The 18,775-nt window shown below is 48.2% G+C and carries 18 protein-coding genes; 14 read left to right on the plus strand and 4 right to left on the minus strand.

Annotation, left to right across the window (positions count from 1 at the left end; genetic code table 11):
- Nucleotides 1–95: 95 nt before the first annotated feature.
- A complete protein-coding gene (locus KI350_RS06005; RefSeq protein ID WP_065644277.1) occupies nucleotides 96–4,106 on the plus strand; it encodes a lamin tail domain-containing metallophosphoesterase family protein in 4,011 nt (1,336 codons plus the stop codon).
- Nucleotides 4,107–4,122: 16 nt separating this feature from the next.
- Here KI350_RS06005 and KI350_RS06010 read toward each other — a convergent pair whose 3' ends face one another.
- Both KI350_RS06010 and KI350_RS06015 read right to left on the minus strand, forming a co-directional pair.
- Entirely contained in the window at nucleotides 4,123–5,682 is a 1,560-nt protein-coding gene (locus KI350_RS06010; RefSeq protein WP_059230986.1) for an MFS transporter, read from the minus strand.
- Nucleotides 5,683–5,821: 139 nt separating this feature from the next.
- On the minus strand, nucleotides 5,822–6,301 hold the full coding sequence (locus tag KI350_RS06015; RefSeq protein WP_065644278.1) for a MarR family transcriptional regulator: 480 nt from the start codon (nucleotides 6,299–6,301) through the stop codon (nucleotides 5,822–5,824).
- A gap of 182 nt (nucleotides 6,302–6,483) precedes the next feature.
- Between KI350_RS06015 and hprK the strand changes: the two genes are divergently transcribed.
- Genes hprK through KI350_RS06040 form a run of 5 tightly spaced genes read left to right on the plus strand, consistent with a single transcriptional unit; the run spans nucleotide 6,484 to nucleotide 10,364 of the window.
- Nucleotides 6,484–7,416, plus strand: coding sequence for an HPr(Ser) kinase/phosphatase (gene hprK / locus KI350_RS06020; RefSeq protein WP_020453078.1), 933 nt, complete (start codon nucleotides 6,484–6,486; stop codon nucleotides 7,414–7,416).
- An 11-nt stretch (nucleotides 7,417–7,427) separates the two neighbouring features.
- On the plus strand, nucleotides 7,428–8,240 hold the full coding sequence (gene lgt / locus KI350_RS06025; RefSeq protein WP_059230982.1) for a prolipoprotein diacylglyceryl transferase: 813 nt from the start codon (nucleotides 7,428–7,430) through the stop codon (nucleotides 8,238–8,240).
- A gap of 24 nt (nucleotides 8,241–8,264) precedes the next feature.
- Nucleotides 8,265–9,212, plus strand: a complete 948-nt coding sequence (locus tag KI350_RS06030) for a nucleoside recognition domain-containing protein (protein ID WP_059230981.1) — start codon at nucleotides 8,265–8,267, stop codon at nucleotides 9,210–9,212.
- Nucleotides 9,202–9,849 carry a pyrophosphatase PpaX gene (gene ppaX / locus KI350_RS06035; RefSeq protein ID WP_059230978.1) on the plus strand — a complete coding sequence of 216 codons (648 nt, stop codon included), beginning with the start codon at nucleotides 9,202–9,204 and terminating at the stop codon, nucleotides 9,847–9,849. The genes KI350_RS06030 and ppaX overlap by 11 nt, the downstream gene beginning before the upstream one ends.
- Complete coding sequence (locus KI350_RS06040; RefSeq protein WP_059230976.1) at nucleotides 9,846–10,364, plus strand: acyltransferase; 519 nt, start codon at nucleotides 9,846–9,848, stop codon at nucleotides 10,362–10,364. Before ppaX ends, KI350_RS06040 begins: the two co-directional genes overlap by 4 nt.
- 29 nt (nucleotides 10,365–10,393) lie before the next feature.
- Here the strand turns inward: KI350_RS06040 and KI350_RS06045 are convergent, their stop codons facing one another.
- Both KI350_RS06045 and KI350_RS06050 read right to left on the minus strand, forming a co-directional pair.
- On the minus strand, nucleotides 10,394–11,062 hold the full coding sequence (locus KI350_RS06045; protein WP_081303607.1) for a pectate lyase: 669 nt from the start codon (nucleotides 11,060–11,062) through the stop codon (nucleotides 10,394–10,396).
- Between the two features lie 282 nt (nucleotides 11,063–11,344).
- A complete protein-coding gene (locus tag KI350_RS06050; protein ID WP_065644279.1) occupies nucleotides 11,345–12,070 on the minus strand; it encodes a C39 family peptidase in 726 nt (241 codons plus the stop codon).
- Nucleotides 12,071–12,302: 232 nt separating this feature from the next.
- On the opposite strand from KI350_RS06050, the gene KI350_RS06055 reads away from it, so the two are divergent.
- From KI350_RS06055 to hisIE, 8 genes are read left to right on the plus strand one after another with little or no spacing between them, the layout of a single operon-like run.
- The gene (locus KI350_RS06055) at nucleotides 12,303–13,478 is read left to right on the plus strand and encodes an ATP phosphoribosyltransferase regulatory subunit (RefSeq protein ID WP_065644280.1); all 1,176 of its coding nucleotides are present in this window, start codon (nucleotides 12,303–12,305) and stop codon (nucleotides 13,476–13,478) included.
- Nucleotides 13,471–14,112 (plus strand): ATP phosphoribosyltransferase, encoded by a 642-nt coding sequence (hisG, locus tag KI350_RS06060; protein ID WP_065644281.1) that lies wholly within the window; start codon nucleotides 13,471–13,473, stop codon nucleotides 14,110–14,112. The genes KI350_RS06055 and hisG overlap by 8 nt, the downstream gene beginning before the upstream one ends.
- A complete protein-coding gene (hisD, locus tag KI350_RS06065) occupies nucleotides 14,109–15,389 on the plus strand; it encodes a histidinol dehydrogenase (protein ID WP_065644282.1) in 1,281 nt (426 codons plus the stop codon). Before hisG ends, hisD begins: the two co-directional genes overlap by 4 nt.
- Entirely contained in the window at nucleotides 15,389–15,973 is a 585-nt protein-coding gene (gene hisB, locus KI350_RS06070) for an imidazoleglycerol-phosphate dehydratase HisB (protein WP_020453068.1), read from the plus strand. Before hisD ends, hisB begins: the two co-directional genes overlap by 1 nt.
- Nucleotides 15,974–16,612, plus strand: a complete 639-nt coding sequence (gene hisH, locus KI350_RS06075; RefSeq protein ID WP_020453067.1) for an imidazole glycerol phosphate synthase subunit HisH — start codon at nucleotides 15,974–15,976, stop codon at nucleotides 16,610–16,612. It begins immediately after the preceding gene.
- Complete coding sequence (gene hisA / locus KI350_RS06080) at nucleotides 16,609–17,346, plus strand: 1-(5-phosphoribosyl)-5-[(5-phosphoribosylamino)methylideneamino]imidazole-4-carboxamide isomerase (protein WP_020453066.1); 738 nt, start codon at nucleotides 16,609–16,611, stop codon at nucleotides 17,344–17,346. Before hisH ends, hisA begins: the two co-directional genes overlap by 4 nt.
- Nucleotides 17,343–18,101, plus strand: coding sequence for an imidazole glycerol phosphate synthase subunit HisF (gene hisF / locus KI350_RS06085; RefSeq protein ID WP_020453065.1), 759 nt, complete (start codon nucleotides 17,343–17,345; stop codon nucleotides 18,099–18,101). Before hisA ends, hisF begins: the two co-directional genes overlap by 4 nt.
- Nucleotides 18,098–18,730, plus strand: coding sequence for a bifunctional phosphoribosyl-AMP cyclohydrolase/phosphoribosyl-ATP diphosphatase HisIE (gene hisIE / locus KI350_RS06090; protein WP_065644283.1), 633 nt, complete (start codon nucleotides 18,098–18,100; stop codon nucleotides 18,728–18,730). Before hisF ends, hisIE begins: the two co-directional genes overlap by 4 nt.
- Nucleotides 18,731–18,775 lie beyond the last annotated feature (45 nt).

The raw sequence follows: 18,775 nt of genomic DNA on the forward strand, positions 1-18,775 counted from the left end.
TGAAGTCTGATGAATCATCAGGCTTCTTTTTTTTGCACGGATGTCTCTTTCATAAAAATGATCTGTAAAGGCAAAATACGAAAGGGAGGTAGACGATGAAAAAGTACAGAAATCGCCAAACCCTTTTGTTTCTGGCCGCAGTTTTGCTTTTTGCCTTACAGATGCCGATTTCGTCCGCGGCGGGAAAAGAGCGCATTCAGCCTCGTTCACCGGCCATCAGGCATACTTCTGTTGAACAAGTAAAAAAAGGAGACGACTTATATTTTTCCGCGGAGGCGGCCGCCGACACGGTCATTCTGTATTACAAGCAGCATGACGAATTGCCGTATCGGGCGATTCCGATGGAAGTGGAGCCGGGCAAACAGAACGGCTATATTGCCAAATTGGAAAGCGAATCCATAGCATCCGACAAAGTCCAGTATTACATTGAAGCTCAAGCCGGTCGTTCCTCTGTGAAGACGGATGTGTATACTGTCGCCCTGAAAGGCATGCGTACAGATACCCAAAAGCTTCCGGAACTGTTGATCACAGAAATGGCTGTCGACACGTCAAACACCGGTGCAAAGGATGGCTATGAATTTATTGAAGTTTATAACAATACCAATAAAGCTGTTCATCTGAACAGCTACAAAATGAAATACAGACATCCTGAAAAGGGCAAGGAATCAGATACCACCTGGCCTTTTGAACATGATGATGTGACGATTCCTTCCGGTCAAACACACGTGTTTTGGGTAAAAAACCGCTCAAACGGGCATTTGACGGAAGATGACTTCAATCAGCATTACGGTGTTCACCTTCATGAAGGCAAAACGCTTTCTGTTCTCAAAGGGAGCGGCATGGCGAATACCGGGCCGAGGGAAGTGATCATCTGCACAAACAGCGGGGAAGAGGTCGCATCCGCCCGTTATCAAAGCGAGCCGGATAAAACCGATGTCACTAAAAATAAAGCGCTTCTTTATCGATATCCGCTGGACGGAACGAAGCATATGAAAATGATATCGGCCGGGGAAGAAAAACCGTCTCCTGGTTCGCTCCTGAAGGCGCAGGTTCCTTCACAGACGGTGACGGTCATGCCTGACAGAGAAAAGCCGGCGATCCATGATATGACGGATCATCAAGCGGTCAAACCGGGTGAAACGATTCAGCTCTTAGCTGATATGAAAGACAATCGGCAAGTGAAACAGGCGCAGTTTTTCTACCGTATGAATGATGATGAGCCGTTTACTGAAGTCCGTGTTGAAAAAAGCCGCAATGACGGTTTGTACCGTCACAATATCTATTTTGCCGAGCTCATTGGTAAAGAAAAAGTGGAATACTATATGCGGGCCGGCGATGGATCAAATGTTACGGCGACTGAAAAGAAAACGATACCGCTTGATCAGCGGATTTTGAAGGGACTCAGGCTGAATGTAAGCGAAGGCGGAACCGTTTCCGGAAAGATGCTGCTGAAAGCCACATCAGAAAAGCCGCCTTCTGAAACGACAATTCGGATTGACGGAATTGAACAAAAAAAAGGTGAATCAGCGCTTGAAAAAAAAGCCTACTTTGCCTTCGATGTCAATCAAACAAATCTGTATTTTAAAAATGCTGTAACTATCGGCACGAGGGTTCAAAAAGTTTTTGACGATTCGCGCCGCCGGTATACGACGATTACGGTTCCGGTTTCTCCGGAGGAATTTAAAAAAGGAAAGCCGTTTACGATTAAAGTTCGTTCAGGCACGAAGTCAACCCCATTTGAACAATCTGCAGAAGAAAACAGGGATGATTTTGTCCTCAAGAATCCCCGCCTTATCTTAGCGGATGGAACCATCATCCGCGATGAGCGGTATGACGATCCGAAAGCTGAGCTTCCGGCCGGCGACGGCCCAGGGGCGCGCGAATGGTATGAATTCCGTTTTTCGATTCCGAAAGCCAAGTTTACATCGCTCGTCAGTCAATGGCATACACGCGCCTGGGATGAAGGGCCGCACATCGTTGAAGCGGAAAATGGCGAAGAAAGGCTCATCCGCAGGGTGACAATCGATAACACAGGCCCTGAGATCAAAACGTCATTAAAAGGCGGCAGGACGTATAAAGGATCGTTTGAGATCAATGCGGCCGCACACGATAAATGGAGCGGCGTGAAAAGCATCAAAGCCGTTCTTGACGGCAAAAAAATAGCGCTTCCCTATTTTATATCTTCCGCCGGCCTGGATGCGGGAAAGCACGAATTGAAAATAAAAGCGGAGGACAGCGCCGGCAACCTGTCAATCGTGAAAAAGGCATTTTATATTAAAGAGGAAAAGCCGGACAAGCCCGCCCAAGTCAAAAATGCCCCCGGCAGCACACAGGCTAAGCTGGCCGTCCGCGTCAAGGACCCGACAAAAGATAAGATGAGAGTGTCATTCCATCAAGGGTTTCAGTACACTGTAAAAGACGAAGAGCATGTTGATGTGTCAGCGAACGAAAGCGTGACGGAACCTCCGCAAAGCTTTGCGGTCAGCGGGGAAAAGGCACTGACAAAAGAAGAGCGCAGCAGCATGTCCGCACCTGACGGTAAAGGTTTTGAAATGTCATCAACAACAAAGTTTCCGTACCATCGCTTTGATGTCAAAGTGGATGAAAATACGGGGCCGAACGACAAGGTGGAAGTGCTGTGGCGCGGGAGTTCGCTTCCCGGCAGAAAAGTCTCCATGTTCGCCTGGAATTGGTCGAGCAAGAGGTGGGAGACGCTGACATTCCATGTTGCAAAGGATGACAAATCTTTCACCCTCAAAGGAAGCATCAAAGCTGCCGATTATGTCCGACAATCCAAGGCGAGCATCATCATTCAGGATCAAATTCAGCTTTCGCAAAATGACTATACATTTGTGTGGATGTCTGATACGCAATATTATTCGGAAAGCTATCCGCACATTTTTGAACGTCAGGTCAAGTGGATCGCCGAACAAAAGGACAAGCTGAACATTCAGTACGTCTTTCATACAGGGGATCTTGTGGATGAAGCGGATCAGCCGCTGCAATGGAAGCGCGCCGACCAGTTCATGAAAGTTCTCGACGACCATCAAGTTCCTTACGGCGTGCTGGCGGGCAATCACGATGTCAGCCATAAAGACCGCTCTTATTTGAAATTCGGCAGGTATTTCGGTGAAAGACGTTTTAAACAAAAACCGCATTACGGCGGGTCTTATCAGAATAACAAAGGGCATTACGATCTCATTTCCAGCGGAGGAAACGACTATATCATGGTATCGATGGGGTGGGGAATCGGAAAAAAAGAACTGAAGTGGATAGATGATGTTCTGAAACGCCATCCCGATCGAAAAGCGATTTTGTCATTTCACGAGTTTTTGCTTGTCAGCGGAAGCAGAAGTCCAATCGGGGAGAAAATATTTGAACAGATCATCAAGCGGAATCCGAATGTGATCGCCGTGTTGAGCGGCCACTATCACAGCTCCAACTTAAAAGTCGATAAGCTTGATGATAACGGGGACGGCAAGCCGGATCGCAAAGTGTATCAAATGCTTGCCGACTATCAGGGCGGTCCTGAAGGAGGCCAAGGTTATTTAAGAATTCTTCATGTGGATCCGAAGCATGACACGATCCATGTCAAAACGTATTCGCCATATCTCGACGACTATAATTTTTATGATCCGCACCAATTCGGCCCGAAAGACGAGTTCAACATCAAAACGGATCTGAAACCGCGGAAGAAAAAGGTTGAAACCGATTATTTTGAGCTGAATGTCTTTTCGAACAAGGAAATTGGGAAAGCAAAAACGGTGAAAAGCGGAAAGACGGCTTCAGTGACATGGAAGGATTTACAGCCGAATACAACCTATTTCTGGTACGCCGCAGCTTCTGATCAATACGGCGGCAAAAGCAGGTCTCAGATGTGGAAATTGACGACAAAAGATGATGGCATGAAATCCTTTTTAATAGACCAAACAGCAGGGGCGGGCTCAGCCCGGCGGCAATTGTCGGGGAGCCTTCCGCCGGCCGGCATGATGTTAAAGCAAGCGACACTTGAGCCGTCATGTATAAAAAACCTCCCAATGGCTGTAATCGGCTTTTGGCTGGCGGCGGTATTCATTTGTGAACGTAAAAAGCATTTGTTTTCCTAAGGGGAGCAAATGCTTTTTAGTTTGTCACATCTTTTTTCAGACGGGTTGCCGTGTCGGTTTGTTTTTTTCTGTAAAGCGATAAAATGCTGACAGAAGCGATGACGGCAAGGGAAAGGACGGCGGCTGTGAAATAGAGGTTGAAAAACCCCGTTCCCACACTTTCATGGATCGCTTCGCTTATGATGTCCTTGACTTTTGGGTCGGGAATCTGGCTGAGTGACTCGTTCAGACGCGATAAGTCCGTCTCGCCGCCTGTAAATTCATTTAAAGGCGTCCCTGCATCATTCAGTTTTTGTTTGATATGTGTGCCGATATTTTCGTAGCCGGCCGTTATATATCCCGCATACAGCGCGGGCGCCAAAGTCATCCCCATCTGCCTGACGAGCGATAATGTACCGAGCGCTGTCCCGTAATCCTGTTTTGCTGCCTCTGATACAAGCATATTTAACGGCGCGCCTAACAGAAAACCAAAACCGATCCCTGCGATAATGCTTGCCAAAACAAATTCCCACTTCTCTGTCACCCAGACGGATAAAAGTAAAAACCCGGCGAACGAAATGATTCCCGAAAGCCATGCCGCCTTTACCGGTCCTTTCCGATCGGCGAGCATTCCGCCGAGCCCTGCTCCTATTCCTGAAGCCAGCGCCAGAGGCGTCATCCAATACCCCGCTTTTTCAGGAGCGACATGCAAATATTGTTCCGCATATGCAGGAATGAAAATGACGGCTGCCAAGAGTCCGCCGGATAAAAATCCGATAAAAAGCGTCCATTGAAACACCTTGTTTTTTAATAAGCTGTAGGCAAGTATCGGGTCGCCGCCTTTCAGTTCTATGCGTTTTTCGTAAAAGATGAGTCCCGCAAAAAGCGCGCAGCCGATCAGAAGAAAACAGTATACTTTTGGATCGGACAGGGCGGCGGACATGTGCTGGCCGTTTATATTCGTTATTCCGTACATCACAGCTAAAATCGCGAGAGACAACAGCACAGTTCCGGCCAGATCGAGCGGCTTCTGTGTTCCGCCTTTTGTTTCCTTCATCAATGGAACGCTGAGAATGATCAGCGCTGCGGCAATCGGAAGGTTGATCAAAAACAGCCAGTGCCAGCTTCCGGTCATATCCAAAATAAAGCTGCCGATATTCGGACCGAGCACTGCCGCGATCCCGTTCATCGCACCTAAAAGCCCCAGTGCGGTTCCCTGTTTTTCTTTAGGCAGCGCAGTGAGAATATGCGAGCTTCCGATAATGAAGATTCCGCCGCCGCCAAGCGACTGAATCAGCCTCGCCAATAAAAACATCGGGAAGTTTTGGCTCAATGCAACCAGCAGCGAACCGGCGCCAAACAGCAAGACTTCGATGATAAACAGCTTTTTTCGTCCATACCGGTCAGACAGCTTTCCGACGATCGGGACGCTGACTGCCAAACCGAGCGTATAAAGCGTGATGCCCCAAGCTCCCCATGAGGGGGATACTTGAAACGAATCGTTGATTGTCGTCAGTGCGGCTGAAATGATGCCATTGTCTAAAGCAGCCATAAACACGCCGATCGTAAATAATAAAACGGCCCACTTTTGGTTCACACCATTTATCCTCCTTTTTTATTAATTCAAAATGAATAATTCACTTTGAGTGAACTATTTTAATCATCCTTAAAAAAACACGTTTTGTCAAAAGAAATTTTTCAACAAAAAAAGCTGCGCCGGTTTCCGGGCAGCTTGTCTATTCATCGTCAGCTTTTAACGCTTGTTCAAGAATGGTAAGGCCTTCATTCACTTTGATTTTTTCCTGTTCATTCAGCTTCTGGAGCGCTTTTTTGAGCTTTTCGTGGCCTTTTTTGTAAAGGCTTCGAAAAATCCCCTTTGCATCTTCGGTTAGTTCAACAACAATCGTTCTCCGATCTTGCTCGGAATGTGTTCTTTTGATGAAGTTCGCTTGTTCAAGGCGGCTGAGCAGTCCGGTCATATTTGAAAGGGAAGCGCCCATTTTTTCAGCGATCTCGGAGACTTTCAGTGTGCCGTGGTTGTTCAGAAGCATTAAAACCTTCATTTGCGGCATGCTGAGATCGAGCTTCATCCATTCGGAGACATCCCCCAGGCCGGCAGCGGTCAGTACTTTCATATAGAGAACCCATGTCTCTTTTTCTTCCGGGGTCAAAATGTCTTCGTTCAGCACGGTTGTATCATGGATATTGTATTTCAACGGTTCTTCACTTCCTTTTCGCGTTCCTCTTTACATACTACTGATTTTTCGCTTTGAAAGAAAGCACTTCATCGAAGTGTCAAGGCGGCCATTTTCAAAAAATGTTTTAGGTTCATTTTGAAAGTGATAGAATAAAGCTGAATGTCTAGTTCTTCATCTGAGAAGAGGAGGGTGCATCAATCGTGCCGAAAGTTCGAACAAAAGATGTGATGGATAAATTTAAGCTTGAGCTCATCAGCGGAGAAGAAGGGATCAACCGCCCGATTACGATGAGCGATTTATCAAGACCGGGCCTTGAAATGGCTGGTTATTTTACATACTATCCTAAAGAGAGGGTTCAGCTGCTTGGGAAGACCGAGATTACCTTTTTTGAAAAGCTTCCAGAGGAAGAAAAAAAGCAGCGGATGCTGTCGTTATGCACGGAAATTACACCGGCGATCATCCTTTCCCGTGATTTGCCGATTCCGCCTGAACTCATCGAGGCTTCCGAAGAAAACGGTGTGCCTGTGCTTCGATCCCCGTTGAAGACGACGCGCCTGACGAGCCGTCTGACGAATTTTCTTGAAAGCCAGCTTGCTCCGACAACTGCGATTCACGGCGTCCTCGTCGACGTTTACGGCGTCGGGGTGCTCATTATCGGAAAGAGCGGCGTCGGAAAAAGCGAAACGGCTTTGGAACTTGTCAAAAGAGGCCATCGCCTTGTGGCGGATGACTGCGTTGAGATCAGACAGGAAGACCAGGATACATTGATCGGAAGCGCGCCTGAATTAATTGAGCATCTCCTGGAAATCAGAGGTCTTGGCATTATCAATGTCATGACGTTATTCGGCGCGGGGGCGGTCAGAAGCTTTAAACGGATTACCCTTGTCATGAGTCTGGAGCTTTGGGAGCAAGGAAAGCAGTATGACCGCTTAGGGCTTGAAGAAGACACGATGAAAATTATTGATACAGACGTTCCGAAGCTGACAATTCCGGTTCGTCCGGGAAGAAACCTTGCCGTTATCATCGAAGTGGCCGCAATGAACTTCAGACTGAAGAGAATGGGGCTGAATGCCGCTGAGCAATTTACCCATAAGCTTGCGGATGTGATTGAAGATGGTGAGCTTGAAGAATAGGAGCTGACAATATGAATGAAACGATTGAACCTTTAAATCCGATTGCTTTTCACCTGGGGCCGATTGCTGTCCACTGGTACGGCATTATCATCGGCCTTGGCGCTTTGCTGGGCTTGTGGCTGGCGGTCAGGGAAGGCGAACGGAGGGGACTGCATAAGGACACCTTTGTCGATTTGGTGCTTTTTGCGATCCCGATTGCGATTTTATGCGCAAGGGCGTACTATGTCATTTTTCAATGGGGCTATTACAGTGAACACCCGGACCAGATTATTCAAATATGGAACGGCGGCCTTGCGATCCACGGCGGTCTGATCGGCGCCGTGCTGACGGGAATCATTTATGCGAAGGTCAAAGGGCTTTCGTTTTGGAAGCTGGCTGATATCGCTGCTCCAAGCATCCTGCTCGGTCAGGCGATCGGCCGCTGGGGAAACTTTATGAACCAGGAAGCGCACGGTGGGGCGGTGTCAAGAGCGTTTTTAGAAAACCTCCACCTGCCTGATTTTATCATCAATCAAATGTATATCGACGGACAGTACTATCAGCCTACCTTTTTGTATGAATCGCTGTGGAGCTTCACGGGAGTCGTCGTTCTGCTTCTTTTAAGAAAAGCGAATTTAAAGCGAGGCGAGCTGTTCTTAATCTATGTCATTTGGTATTCGATGGGACGCTACTATATCGAAGGCCTTAGAACGGACAGTCTGATGCTGACGGCGAACCTTCGCATCGCACAGGTGATTTCGATCGTCCTGATCCTCTGTGCGGCTGCGCTGATAGCCTACAGACGTTTCAAAGGCAGAGAGATTAAACGGTATCAGGAGATGTAGCGATTTTACAAAGGGGAGACAGCGATGAAGGGAACTTTAAAAGCCGGCGCTGCGGCGGGGCTGAAAACGACGTGGACGCTCGGAAAAGTGATTTTTCCTGTCACGCTGATTGTCAGCCTGCTTCAGCATACACCGGTGATGGACTGGTTGATCAAACTGATCACGCCGGCGATGAAGATTTTCGGGTTGTCAGGGGAAGCGGCGATACCGCTTGTGCTCGGAAACATGCTGAACTTGTATGCCGGAATTGCGGGGATTTTAACGCTTGATTTGACGGTTAAAGAAGTGTTTATTTTAGCGGTGATGCTGTCGTTTTGCCACAATTTGATTATCGAATCGACCGTTGCTTCAAGGGTCGGAATTAAAATATGGCTTATTTTGCTCGTGCGCATCGGTCTCGCCGTTTTTTCGGCTTTTATCATTAACCTTGTCTGGCACGGCGGTCAGGATGCGGCTAAATACGGCTTGATCTCTGCGAAAAGCGCCGCTCCTTCCGGCTGGCTTGACATTGCGCTTGAAGCCGTCACCAAGGCGGGCCTTGGTGTCCTTCAGCTTGCAGCCATCGTGATACCGCTGATGATCATCATTCAATATATGAGAGACCTCGGCTGGCTGCATACTTTTTCAAAGTGGTTTGCACCGCTGACGAGAATGCTCGGAATGAAGGAGAACACCTCAATGACGATGGTTGCCGGGCTGACGATCGGTCTTGCATACGGGGCCGGTGTCATGATCAAAGCGGTCGAAGAAGACGGCGTCAGCAAAAGAGATGTAACGCTCGCGTTTATTTTTCTCGTCGCCTGCCACGCGGTTGTTGAAGACACATTGGTATTTATCCCGCTCGGCATTCCGGTCTGGCCTCTTTTGTTGATCAGGCTTGTGACCGCGGTCCTGCTGACGATCGCGATTTCGCGCTTCTGGAGAAAGCCGGGTTATTCCGTTCGCAGAAAGGAAGCTTTGTATGAAAGTTAATACGGTTTTATTTGATTTGGATGGAACGCTCATCAATACAAATGAGCTGATTATTGCCTCATTTTTGCACACGCTCGAACATTATGCACCGGGACGCTATAAACGGGAGGATGTCCTTGCTTTTATCGGACCTTCCCTTTATGAAACGTTCTCAAGCATTCAAAAGGATAAGGCTGAAGAAATGATCAGCATGTACCGGACATTTAATCATCAGAAGCATGATGAACTGGTAACCGAGTATGAGACGGTTTACGAGACGCTTGAACGTCTTACGGAAGAAGGGTATAAGCTCGGGATTGTCACGACAAAGCTGCGGGACACCGTTATCATGGGGCTTAAACTGACCGGGCTTGATGCCTTTTTCGAGACGGTTGTGACGCTGGATGACGTTAAGCGGGCGAAGCCTGATCCCGAGCCTGTTTTGCTCGCCCTTTCCAAGCTTGGCAGCCGTCCGGAAGAAGCGATCATGATCGGTGACAATTACCACGATATATTAGCAGGGAAGAATGCCGGAACGAAAACAGCAGGCGTTGCGTGGACGATAAAAGGAGAAAAAAGCCTTGCCAAACACGAGCCTGATTTTATGCTTCAGCAAATGAGCGATCTCCTTCGCATTCTTGAGGTGGAGAAAGCTTGAGAAAAACGAAGCGCTATCCGGTGTCCGGCCCCAATTCCTTATGGCACATCTATCAGACGGTTCCGTTTTTTAAAGTGATCAAAAACTTTATCGTCATTCAGGCGGCGCGCTATACGCCGTTTCTTGGAATGAAAAATTGGATGTACCGGACGTTTTTGCAGATGAAAATCGGAGAGAAATGCTCATTTGCTTTAATGGTTATGCCGGATATCATGTTTCCTGAAAAGATCTCCGTCGGGCGTAACACCGTGATCGGCTACAATACGACCATTTTGGCGCACGAGTATTTAATAAAAGAATATCGGCTCGGCGAGGTTGTCATCGGCGATGAAGTCATGATCGGAGCCAATACGACGATCCTTCCAGGCGTCGAAATCGGAGACGGCGCCGTCATTTCCGCCGGTACGCTCGTTCATAAAGATGTGCCTCCGGGCGCTTTTGTCGGCGGCAATCCGATGCGGCTGATCTATACAAAAGAAGAAATGGAAAAAAGATTGGAGACCCCCGCTGAATAAGGAACGGGGGCCTTTATTTGCAATCACCGTTAAAATTCATGATTGTTCCTTTCCGTAATATGCTTCACACCGATCCATTTCTTTCCGACTTTTGAGTACCTTGTATTTGTCATCGTAACGGAACTTGTACTGCTGTCGGTTCTGAAGATCGCCTCTTTCATGTTTGTAATCGTACAGTTATCAATATTGACCACGGCCTTAAATGTCGAGCCTCCGAGCTGGCGAATGAATTTGCCTCCTTGATCGGCAGTGAAATTTTTCACGGTAAATGTGCTCGCTTTATTAATTTGAAAGATTTTGTCCGCGGCAAGCCGGGCCGATCCTCCGTTAATCGTGACATTTCCTTCGCTTTTGACAGTCAGGGCATCTTCGCCGACATCTTCCCAAACAACGTTGTTTATGGAAGCGTTGCCATAAGTGTGAACACCATCAGCAGCAGGAGCGCCAAGCACGACATTTTTGAGCGTTGCACCATTCTCCACTTTAAAAATCGGTTTTTGATCTTCGCGCTGGCTGCCGTCCCCGAGCTCCGGACCTGCAATCAGCCGCTTGCCTTTCCCGTCATACGTTTGTCCTTTTTCGACTACGATCGTTTTGTGAACAACCTCGGCGGCCGAGGCTTTTTCGGACAGAGCCTGTCCAAACCCGCAGACGAGCAAACCTGACAAAATAACCGTACCTGCTAATCTCTTCATCATTTTCATCCTCCTCATGACATATTGTTCAAAACAGATTTTGTCTCCCGTAGGTGAAAGCAGTTTCTGGTCCATTTGCAATAAGATGAGACACCTATTTCGGTACTATCATATATGCGAGTTTGCTGACGTGTAAACAAATAATTTGAATATTGTGAAAAAACAGTAAATAAAACACGTGAAATGGGGTTGTTTTCTGTATTTTGGATGTGACGAAAGGGTAAAGGGGCTTATTTTAATAGGGGTTGAAAGAACTAAAAAAAGGCAGAGGGTTAATCTGCCTTTTTAAGCGGCGATCACGATCGCCTGACTGCCCATCTGTTTCCATGATTTTTCAAAATGTTCTCTGTTTGTTTTTCTGTTTTTATATCCGTACGGATCATTCACATAAACGTAATCTTCATCATAGCCTGTCACGGCAACACTGTGAACGCTGTACGTCACATCGACTTTGCCTGACGGTGTATTCCATGTTTCCATATCGTTGACTGGGGTGAAATGTACAGTGGTGATCACCCAAACCGGTCTTCCCTGATTCAGCTGTTCATATATTTTCTCCGGCTCACTTCCCGTCAAATCGACAGCTTTAGTACCTGCGTATGAATAGGCCAAATCGTAAATCGGGCCATGGTAGACACTCAGTCCGGGTCCGTTTTCCATATCTCCGACAAAGCCGTCGTTAGGATTTCCCTTTAAGCCGTTTTCATAGTGCAGAGGCACTTTTTTCACCTCATTGGCAAGCTCATTTTTTGTGACATGATATCCGCTGTAGTTTAAGATCATCGCCAGGCTGGCGACTTCACAGCCGTTATAAAGCTTCGGCGAGTCCATTTGGTTGATCAGCGGGACGTCAAGCGGCTGACGTACTTCTTTATTGTCAGCAGCATTCTTATGGCTGCTGTGCAGCATTTCGGCTAACGGGCTTAACGCATCTTTAGAAAACAGTATAAGAACGGCGGTCATAAGAGCTGCTACGAAGAAAATAAAAAAAAGAGTTTTGAAAAATTTCATTCTGAGTCTCCTGTCTTCCCGTTGCTGGTTTGGTTAAGGCAAAGATTTGCGATCGTTTATATTATACCATCAAGATGTTCATTACATAAAAGTTATCATTTCCGATACGGGCCGGAGTCTATTTTAAGAACGGCTGTTGATTTTGATTCTTTTATCTGTTAGCATATTATCATATTAGCGAACTAAAGGATTCGGAATTTTCCTTCAAACGGTTATGGGGGTGCAAGTGTAGATGTTTATGTTTGAAAAACCGCATGGCATGCGGGATACGCTGCCTGTGCTTTACGAAACAAAGAAAAAGGTGCGCTCTTCATTAACAGAGGTGATGGCTCTGTGGGGGTATCAGTTCATGGAGACACCGGCCCTTGAATTTTATGATACGGTTGGTGTGCAGTCGGCCATATTGGATCAGCAGTTGTTTAAACTCCTCGATCAGGAGGGGCAGACGCTCGTGTTAAGACCTGATATGACGGCTCCGATCGCAAGGGTAGCGGCCTCAAAACTTCATAAAGATGATCACCCGCTCAGAGTGGGCTATGCTGCAAATGTGTTCAGGGCACAGGAGCGTGAAGGCGGGCGTGCCGCCGAATTTGAGCAAGTCGGCGTCGAACTGATCGGCGATGGATCTACAAGCGCTGACGCAGAAGTGATTGCGCTCGTCATTTTTTCGCTTAAAAAAGCCGGCCTGACTTCATTTAAAATCTCGATCGGCCATGTCGGAATTTCAGACGCTCTGTTTGTGGAGGTTTTAGGAAACGAAGAAAGGGCTCATGTCCTGCGGCGCTATTTATACGAAAAGAACTATGTCGGCTACCGGGAGCATGTAAAATCCCTCAATTTATCCTCAATTGATAAAAGCAGGCTGCTCGAGCTTTTGGAGTTGAGAGGCGGTATTGAAACGTGCAGCAAGGCGGCATCGATCATCGATTCTGAAAAAGGAAAACGCGCGGTTTCAGAACTGAAGACGCTTTGGGAGACGCTCGGCGACTATGGTTGCACGGACGACATTAAGCTCGATTTAGGCATGGTCAGCCATATGAGCTACTATACCGGCGTTTTGTTTGAAATCTATGCTGAAAACGTCGGCTTTCCGATCGGAAACGGCGGCAGATATGACCAGCTTCTCGGCCGCTTCGACTCACCCGCTCCGGCAACCGGTTTCGGCATCAGGACTGACAGGCTGCTGGAAGCATTGAAGCCGGCGGAAGAGCAAGAAAAAATCGATGTCGTCATCTTCAGCACGGAACAGAGAAAAGAGGCGATCAAATTTGCCGAAGAAGAGCGAAGAAAAGGCAAAAAAGTCGTCATACAGGACTTAGCGGGAATCGGAGATATTGACCAAATGACAAAGTCTTTTCAAAACGTGACCTATTTTATCGGGGCCAGAAAGGAAGAGAAGCATGGGTAAGGAATTGACGATTGCGATGCCGAAAGGGCGGATATTTGAGGAAGCTGCCGATATGCTTCGAAAAGCAGGCTATCAGCTCCCTGAAGAATTCGACGATTCGAGAAAGCTGATCATTCAAGTGCCTGAAGAAAACCTTCGCTTTATCCTCGCCAAGCCGATGGATGTCACAACATATGTCGAGCACGGGGTGGCCGATGTCGGAATCGCCGGCAAAGATGTCCTGCTGGAAGAAGAACGCGATGTCTACGAGGTTCTTGATTTAAACATCAGCAAATGCCGTCTTGCCGTAGCCGGCCTGCCAGAGACGGCGGCCGACAGCGTTGCACCCCGGGTTGCGACCAAGTATCCAAATGTCGCGTCAAGCTACTTCAGGGAGCAGGGAGAACAAGTGGAAATCATCAAGCTCAACGGTTCGATTGAACTCGCTCCCTTGATCGGGCTTGCCGGCCGAATCGTTGATATCGTATCAACAGGACAGACTTTAAGGGAAAACGGTCTGGTTGAAACCGAAAAAATTTGCGATATCACGTCGCGTTTCATCGTAAATCCTGTCAGCTACCGAATGAAAGACGCAGTCATCGATGAAATGGCTTCAAAACTTTCTCTTATTGTGGAAGGGGAAAAAGCAAAATGAAGATCAAATCCATCAGCGGAAATACGTCGGTTTCACTAAAGCGGACCATTGACGCCGGAACAGAAGAACAAAGAAAAGCAGTCCGCCGCATTATCGAAGAAGTGAAAAAGAACGGGAATTCAGCTGTTTCCGCATTCACAAGGCAATTTGACGGAGCGGATGTGGCTGACTTTCGCGTTTCTGAAGACGAAATCAAGGAAGCATACACCACGCTCAAAAAACGGGATCTCGAGATTATTCGGGCGGCGATTTTCAACATTAAAGAATATCATGAGCGGCAGCTCGCATCATCATGGTTTTACCACCGCAAGGACGGAACGATGCTCGGCCAGAAAATTACGCCGCTTGATTCAGCGGGAGTGTACGTGCCCGGCGGAACGGCTGCTTACCCATCATCCGTCCTGATGAATGTCATTCCGGCGCTTGTTGCCGGCGTCGATCGCATTGTCCTTGCCTCACCTCCGGGAAAAGACGGCAAATTGTCGGCGGGAGTGCTGGCGGCTGCGGCCGAGCTTGGCGTCACAGAGATTTACAAAATGGGCGGCGCTCAGGCGATTGCCGCATTGGCTTACGGAACGGAATCCATTTCCCCCGTCGATAAAATCACCGGACCTGGCAATATTTACGTCGCCTTGGCTAAACGGGAAGTATTCGGCCAGGTTGATATCGATATGATCGCGGGCCCCAGTGAAATCGCCATCCTCGCTGACAGTACGGCAAACCACCGGGAAATCGCCGCTGATCTACTTTCACAGGCTGAGCACGATGCGATGGCATCGAGCATTCTTGTCACCGACTCAAAGGAGCTTGCCGAATCTGTTTTAAAAGAGGTTTACGAACAGCTCGAACATCTTCCGAGAAAAGAGATTGCACGGCAGTCGATTGACAACCACGGTTTGATCTATGTTACAAAGACGATGCATGAAGCCGTTTCCGTCATCAATGAGCTCGCTCCTGAACATTTGGAAATTTTAACAGCTCAGCCTGACGCCCTGCTCGGACAGATTAAACACGCGGGCGCCATTTTTCTGGGCCGCTACAGTTCAGAGCCGGTGGGCGATTATTTTGCAGGCCCTAATCATGTTCTGCCGACTAACGGCACAGCCAGATTTTCAAGCCCGCTAAATGTGACTGACTTCCAAAAGCGCTCCAGCATCATTTCCTACAGCAGGGATGCATTCCGCGAGAATGCCGAGAACATCGCAGCCTTTGCAAGATTAGAAGGACTTGAAGCCCATGCAAGAGCCATTGAATCCAGAAACCGGGAGGAAAACTGATGAGAAAAGCCGAACGGGCAAGAAAAACCAATGAAACTGATATTAAATTATCCTTTCATATTGATGGAGAAGGGAAAGCGGATATTCAAACAGATGTCCCGTTTATGACACATATGCTCGATTTATTTACAAAACACGGGCAGTTTGACCTTTCAGTTGAAGCGAAAGGCGATGTTGAAATCGACGACCACCATACGACGGAAGATATCGGTATTTGTCTCGGACAGGCGCTTTTGGAAGCGCTCGGAGATAAACAAGGAATCAAACGCTACGGTTCGAGCATGGTGCCGATGGATGAAGCGCTCGCCCAGGTTGCGATTGATCTGAGCAACAGGCCGCACCTCGAGTTCAGAGCCGAATTCCCGAGCCGGAAAGTCGGAACATTTGATACAGAGCTTGTCCATGAATTTTTGTGGAAGTTTGCGCTGGAAGCGCGAATGAATCTTCATGTCATCGTTCATTACGGTACGAATACCCACCACATGATCGAGGCGATTTTTAAAGCGTTGGGACGTGCGCTTGATGAAGCGACATTGATCGATCCGCGGGTCAAAGGAATTCCGTCAACGAAAGGAATGCTGTAAATGATCGGTGTCATAGATTACGGAATGGGAAACCTGTACAGCGTCTCTAAAGCGCTTGAACGGATCGATGCTCCTTATTTCGTGTCCGAGCATCCGGATGAACTTAAGAAAGCGGACAGCTATATCCTTCCGGGAGTCGGCGCTTTTCGGGATGCGATGGAGACTTTAAGCCAGACCGGCCTGAAAACATTTATTCAAGATGCCGTAAGCGAAGGAAAACCTTTTCTCGGCATATGCCTCGGCATGCAGCTTTTGTTTGAAGAAAGCGAAGAACGCGGGGCGTCAGAAGGACTCGGCCTTTTGAAAGGAAAAATCGTTAAACTGAAAGACCGTGATCAAGCGGGAGATCGCTTAAAAGTGCCTCACATGGGCTGGAATCTGCTCACGGTCCACCGCGACTCTCCGCTTTTACCAAAGACGAAAGAAGGATATGCGTATTTCGTTCATTCGTATTATGTCAGCGGAATCGAAGAGGAGGCTTTGCTTGCCAGCGCCGAATACGGTGTGCGTGTGCCCGCTGTCGTCGGTCTTGGCAATGTATACGGCGCCCAGTTCCATCCGGAAAAAAGCAGTGCGGTCGGCATGTCGATCTTAAAGCGTTTCAAGCAGCTTACACAAGAACAGAAGGTGAAAAAATGAGCGAGTTTACTGTATACCCTGCCATTGACATGAGAAACGGCAAATGCGTCAGGCTCATCCAGGGAGATTACGAAAAAGAAACGATTTACGGTCATTCCCCTCTGGATATGGCCTCCCGGTTTGCTGAAGCGGGGGCAGACTGGATTCATCTTGTCGATTTGGACGGGGCAAGAGAAGGCAAAAAAGTGAACGACAGCCACGTCATAAGCATTGCTGATGAGCTCAACGTTAAAGTGCAGGTCGGCGGCGGCATCAGGACCGAAAAAGACGTGTATGACTACTTGTCGCAAGGTGTTGAAAGGGTGATCTTAGGCAGCTCGGCCGTATCAAATCCCGAGTTTGTCAAAAACATGCTGAAAGCTTACGGCCGGCATATCGCAATCGGTCTTGACGCAAGAGACGGATTTGTTTCGACTGAAGGATGGCTTGAGACCTCCTCCGTTAGAGCGGAAGAGCTTGGCCGCGAGCTTGCGAATGAAGGTGCGGAAGTGTTTATCTTTACCGACATTGCGACTGACGGAATGCTGTCAGGACCGAATATCAGCAGTACAGTGGAGCTTGCCAGGGCAACCGGTAAACAAGTCATTGCCTCCGGCGGTGTCAGCTCTCTCGCCGATCTTGAGGCACTCGCTTCCCGGGCTGCGGAAGGCGTCTCTGGCGCCATTGTCGGAAAAGCGCTGTATACCAATCAATTTACCGTGGCTGAAGCGCTTGAAAGGGTGGCGGAAAAGTGATCACAAAACGAATTATCCCGTGTTTAGACGTAAAAGACGGCCGCGTTGTCAAAGGTGTACAGTTTGTTGAATTGAAAGATGCCGGCGACCCCGTTGAGCTGGCTGAAGTATATGATCGTGAAGGCGCTGATGAGCTTGTTTTTCTCGATATCTCGGCATCCCACGAGGGGAGAAAAACGATGGTTGACGTCGTTGAAAGAGTGGCGGCCAAGCTGGCGATCCCATTTACCGTCGGCGGCGGCATTAATCGTTTGGATGATATGAAAACGATCCTGCGGGCCGGAGCCGACAAAGTTTCCGTTAATACGGCTGCCGTTCTCCGTCCGGAACTGATAACGGAAGGCGCTGACTTTTTCGGCTCTCAATGCATTGTCGTCGCGATTGATGCAAAATTCGATCCGGAAGCTGATCAGTATTATGTTTATACACACGGCGGACGTAAAAAGACGGACCTTGAGGCCGTTTCATGGGCAAAGGAAGCCGTTCAGCGGGGAGCCGGTGAAATCCTGCTGACAAGCATGGATGCAGACGGAGAAAAGAACGGATTTGACTGCAGGCTCACAAAGTGTGTATCAGAAGCCGTTTCAGTCCCGGTCATTGCATCCGGAGGCGCAGGTCATGCGGACCACATGTATGATGCATTTGCAGAAGGGCAGGCGGACGCGGCTCTTGCCGCATCTATCTTTCATTACAAAGAAACATCTGTAAAAGAAGTAAAAGCTTATTTAAAAGAGCGCGGGGTGAATGTAAGATGATCAAGGCAGACGAGTTGACATTTAATGAAGCCGGCTTGATTCCGGCGATTGTCCAGGATGCAGTGAGCAAGGAAGTGCTGACACTTGCTTATATGAACAAAGAATCGTTTGAAAAAACGCAGGAAACGAAGGAGACATGGTTTTTCAGCAGGTCGCGAGGAGAGCTCTGGCATAAGGGAGCGACGTCAGGAAACATTCAGCGTGTGATAGACATCAGGCTTGACTGTGATCAGGATGCGCTCATCGTGCTGGTCGAACCGGCGGGACCGGCCTGTCATACAGGAAGCTACAGCTGTTTCTCGCCCGGCGAACATATCAGACAGACTGGCGGCGGCCGCTTTGACATCATCAATGAACTTGAAACGGTGATTGCCAAACGGCAGGCTGAAATGCATGAAGGCGCATATACGACATATTTGTTCCGTGAAGGCGTTGACAAGATTTTGAAGAAGGTTGGCGAAGAAGCGGCGGAAGTCATTATCGCTGCAAAAAACCGGGATTCTGAAGAGCTGAAATGGGAAGCGGCTGACCTTCTTTACCATCTGCTCGTTTTGCTGAGGGAGCAGTCCCTTCCGCTTGATGATGTGCTTGGCGTCCTGAAAGAGCGCCATGAAGGCGCTGAATCATAAGCGTATTGCTTACACCTAAAAAGCAAACTGCCTTTTGGGTGTTTT

The sequence above is a fragment of the Bacillus sp. J41TS8 genome, assembly GCF_018333035.1.
GTDB classification, from domain to species: Bacteria; Bacillota; Bacilli; order Bacillales; family Bacillaceae; genus Bacillus; species Bacillus paralicheniformis.

Coding starts and splice junctions, on each gene's coding strand:
- hisB (WP_020453068.1), top strand. CDS start 15,389: ATGAGAAAAGCCGAACGGGCAAGAAAAACCAATGAAACTGATATTAAA.
- hisIE (WP_065644283.1), top strand. CDS start 18,098: ATGATCAAGGCAGACGAGTTGACATTTAATGAAGCCGGCTTGATTCCG.
- KI350_RS06030 (WP_059230981.1), top strand. CDS start 8,265: ATGAAGGGAACTTTAAAAGCCGGCGCTGCGGCGGGGCTGAAAACGACG.
- hisD (WP_065644282.1), top strand. CDS start 14,109: ATGAAGATCAAATCCATCAGCGGAAATACGTCGGTTTCACTAAAGCGG.
- KI350_RS06055 (WP_065644280.1), top strand. CDS start 12,303: ATGTTTATGTTTGAAAAACCGCATGGCATGCGGGATACGCTGCCTGTG.
- hisG (WP_065644281.1), top strand. CDS start 13,471: ATGGGTAAGGAATTGACGATTGCGATGCCGAAAGGGCGGATATTTGAG.
- hisA (WP_020453066.1), top strand. CDS start 16,609: ATGAGCGAGTTTACTGTATACCCTGCCATTGACATGAGAAACGGCAAA.
- KI350_RS06005 (WP_065644277.1), top strand. CDS start 96: ATGAAAAAGTACAGAAATCGCCAAACCCTTTTGTTTCTGGCCGCAGTT.
- KI350_RS06045 (WP_081303607.1), bottom strand. CDS start 11,062: ATGATGAAGAGATTAGCAGGTACGGTTATTTTGTCAGGTTTGCTCGTC.
- lgt (WP_059230982.1), top strand. CDS start 7,428: ATGAATGAAACGATTGAACCTTTAAATCCGATTGCTTTTCACCTGGGG.
- ppaX (WP_059230978.1), top strand. CDS start 9,202: ATGAAAGTTAATACGGTTTTATTTGATTTGGATGGAACGCTCATCAAT.
- KI350_RS06050 (WP_065644279.1), bottom strand. CDS start 12,070: ATGAAATTTTTCAAAACTCTTTTTTTTATTTTCTTCGTAGCAGCTCTT.
- hisH (WP_020453067.1), top strand. CDS start 15,974: ATGATCGGTGTCATAGATTACGGAATGGGAAACCTGTACAGCGTCTCT.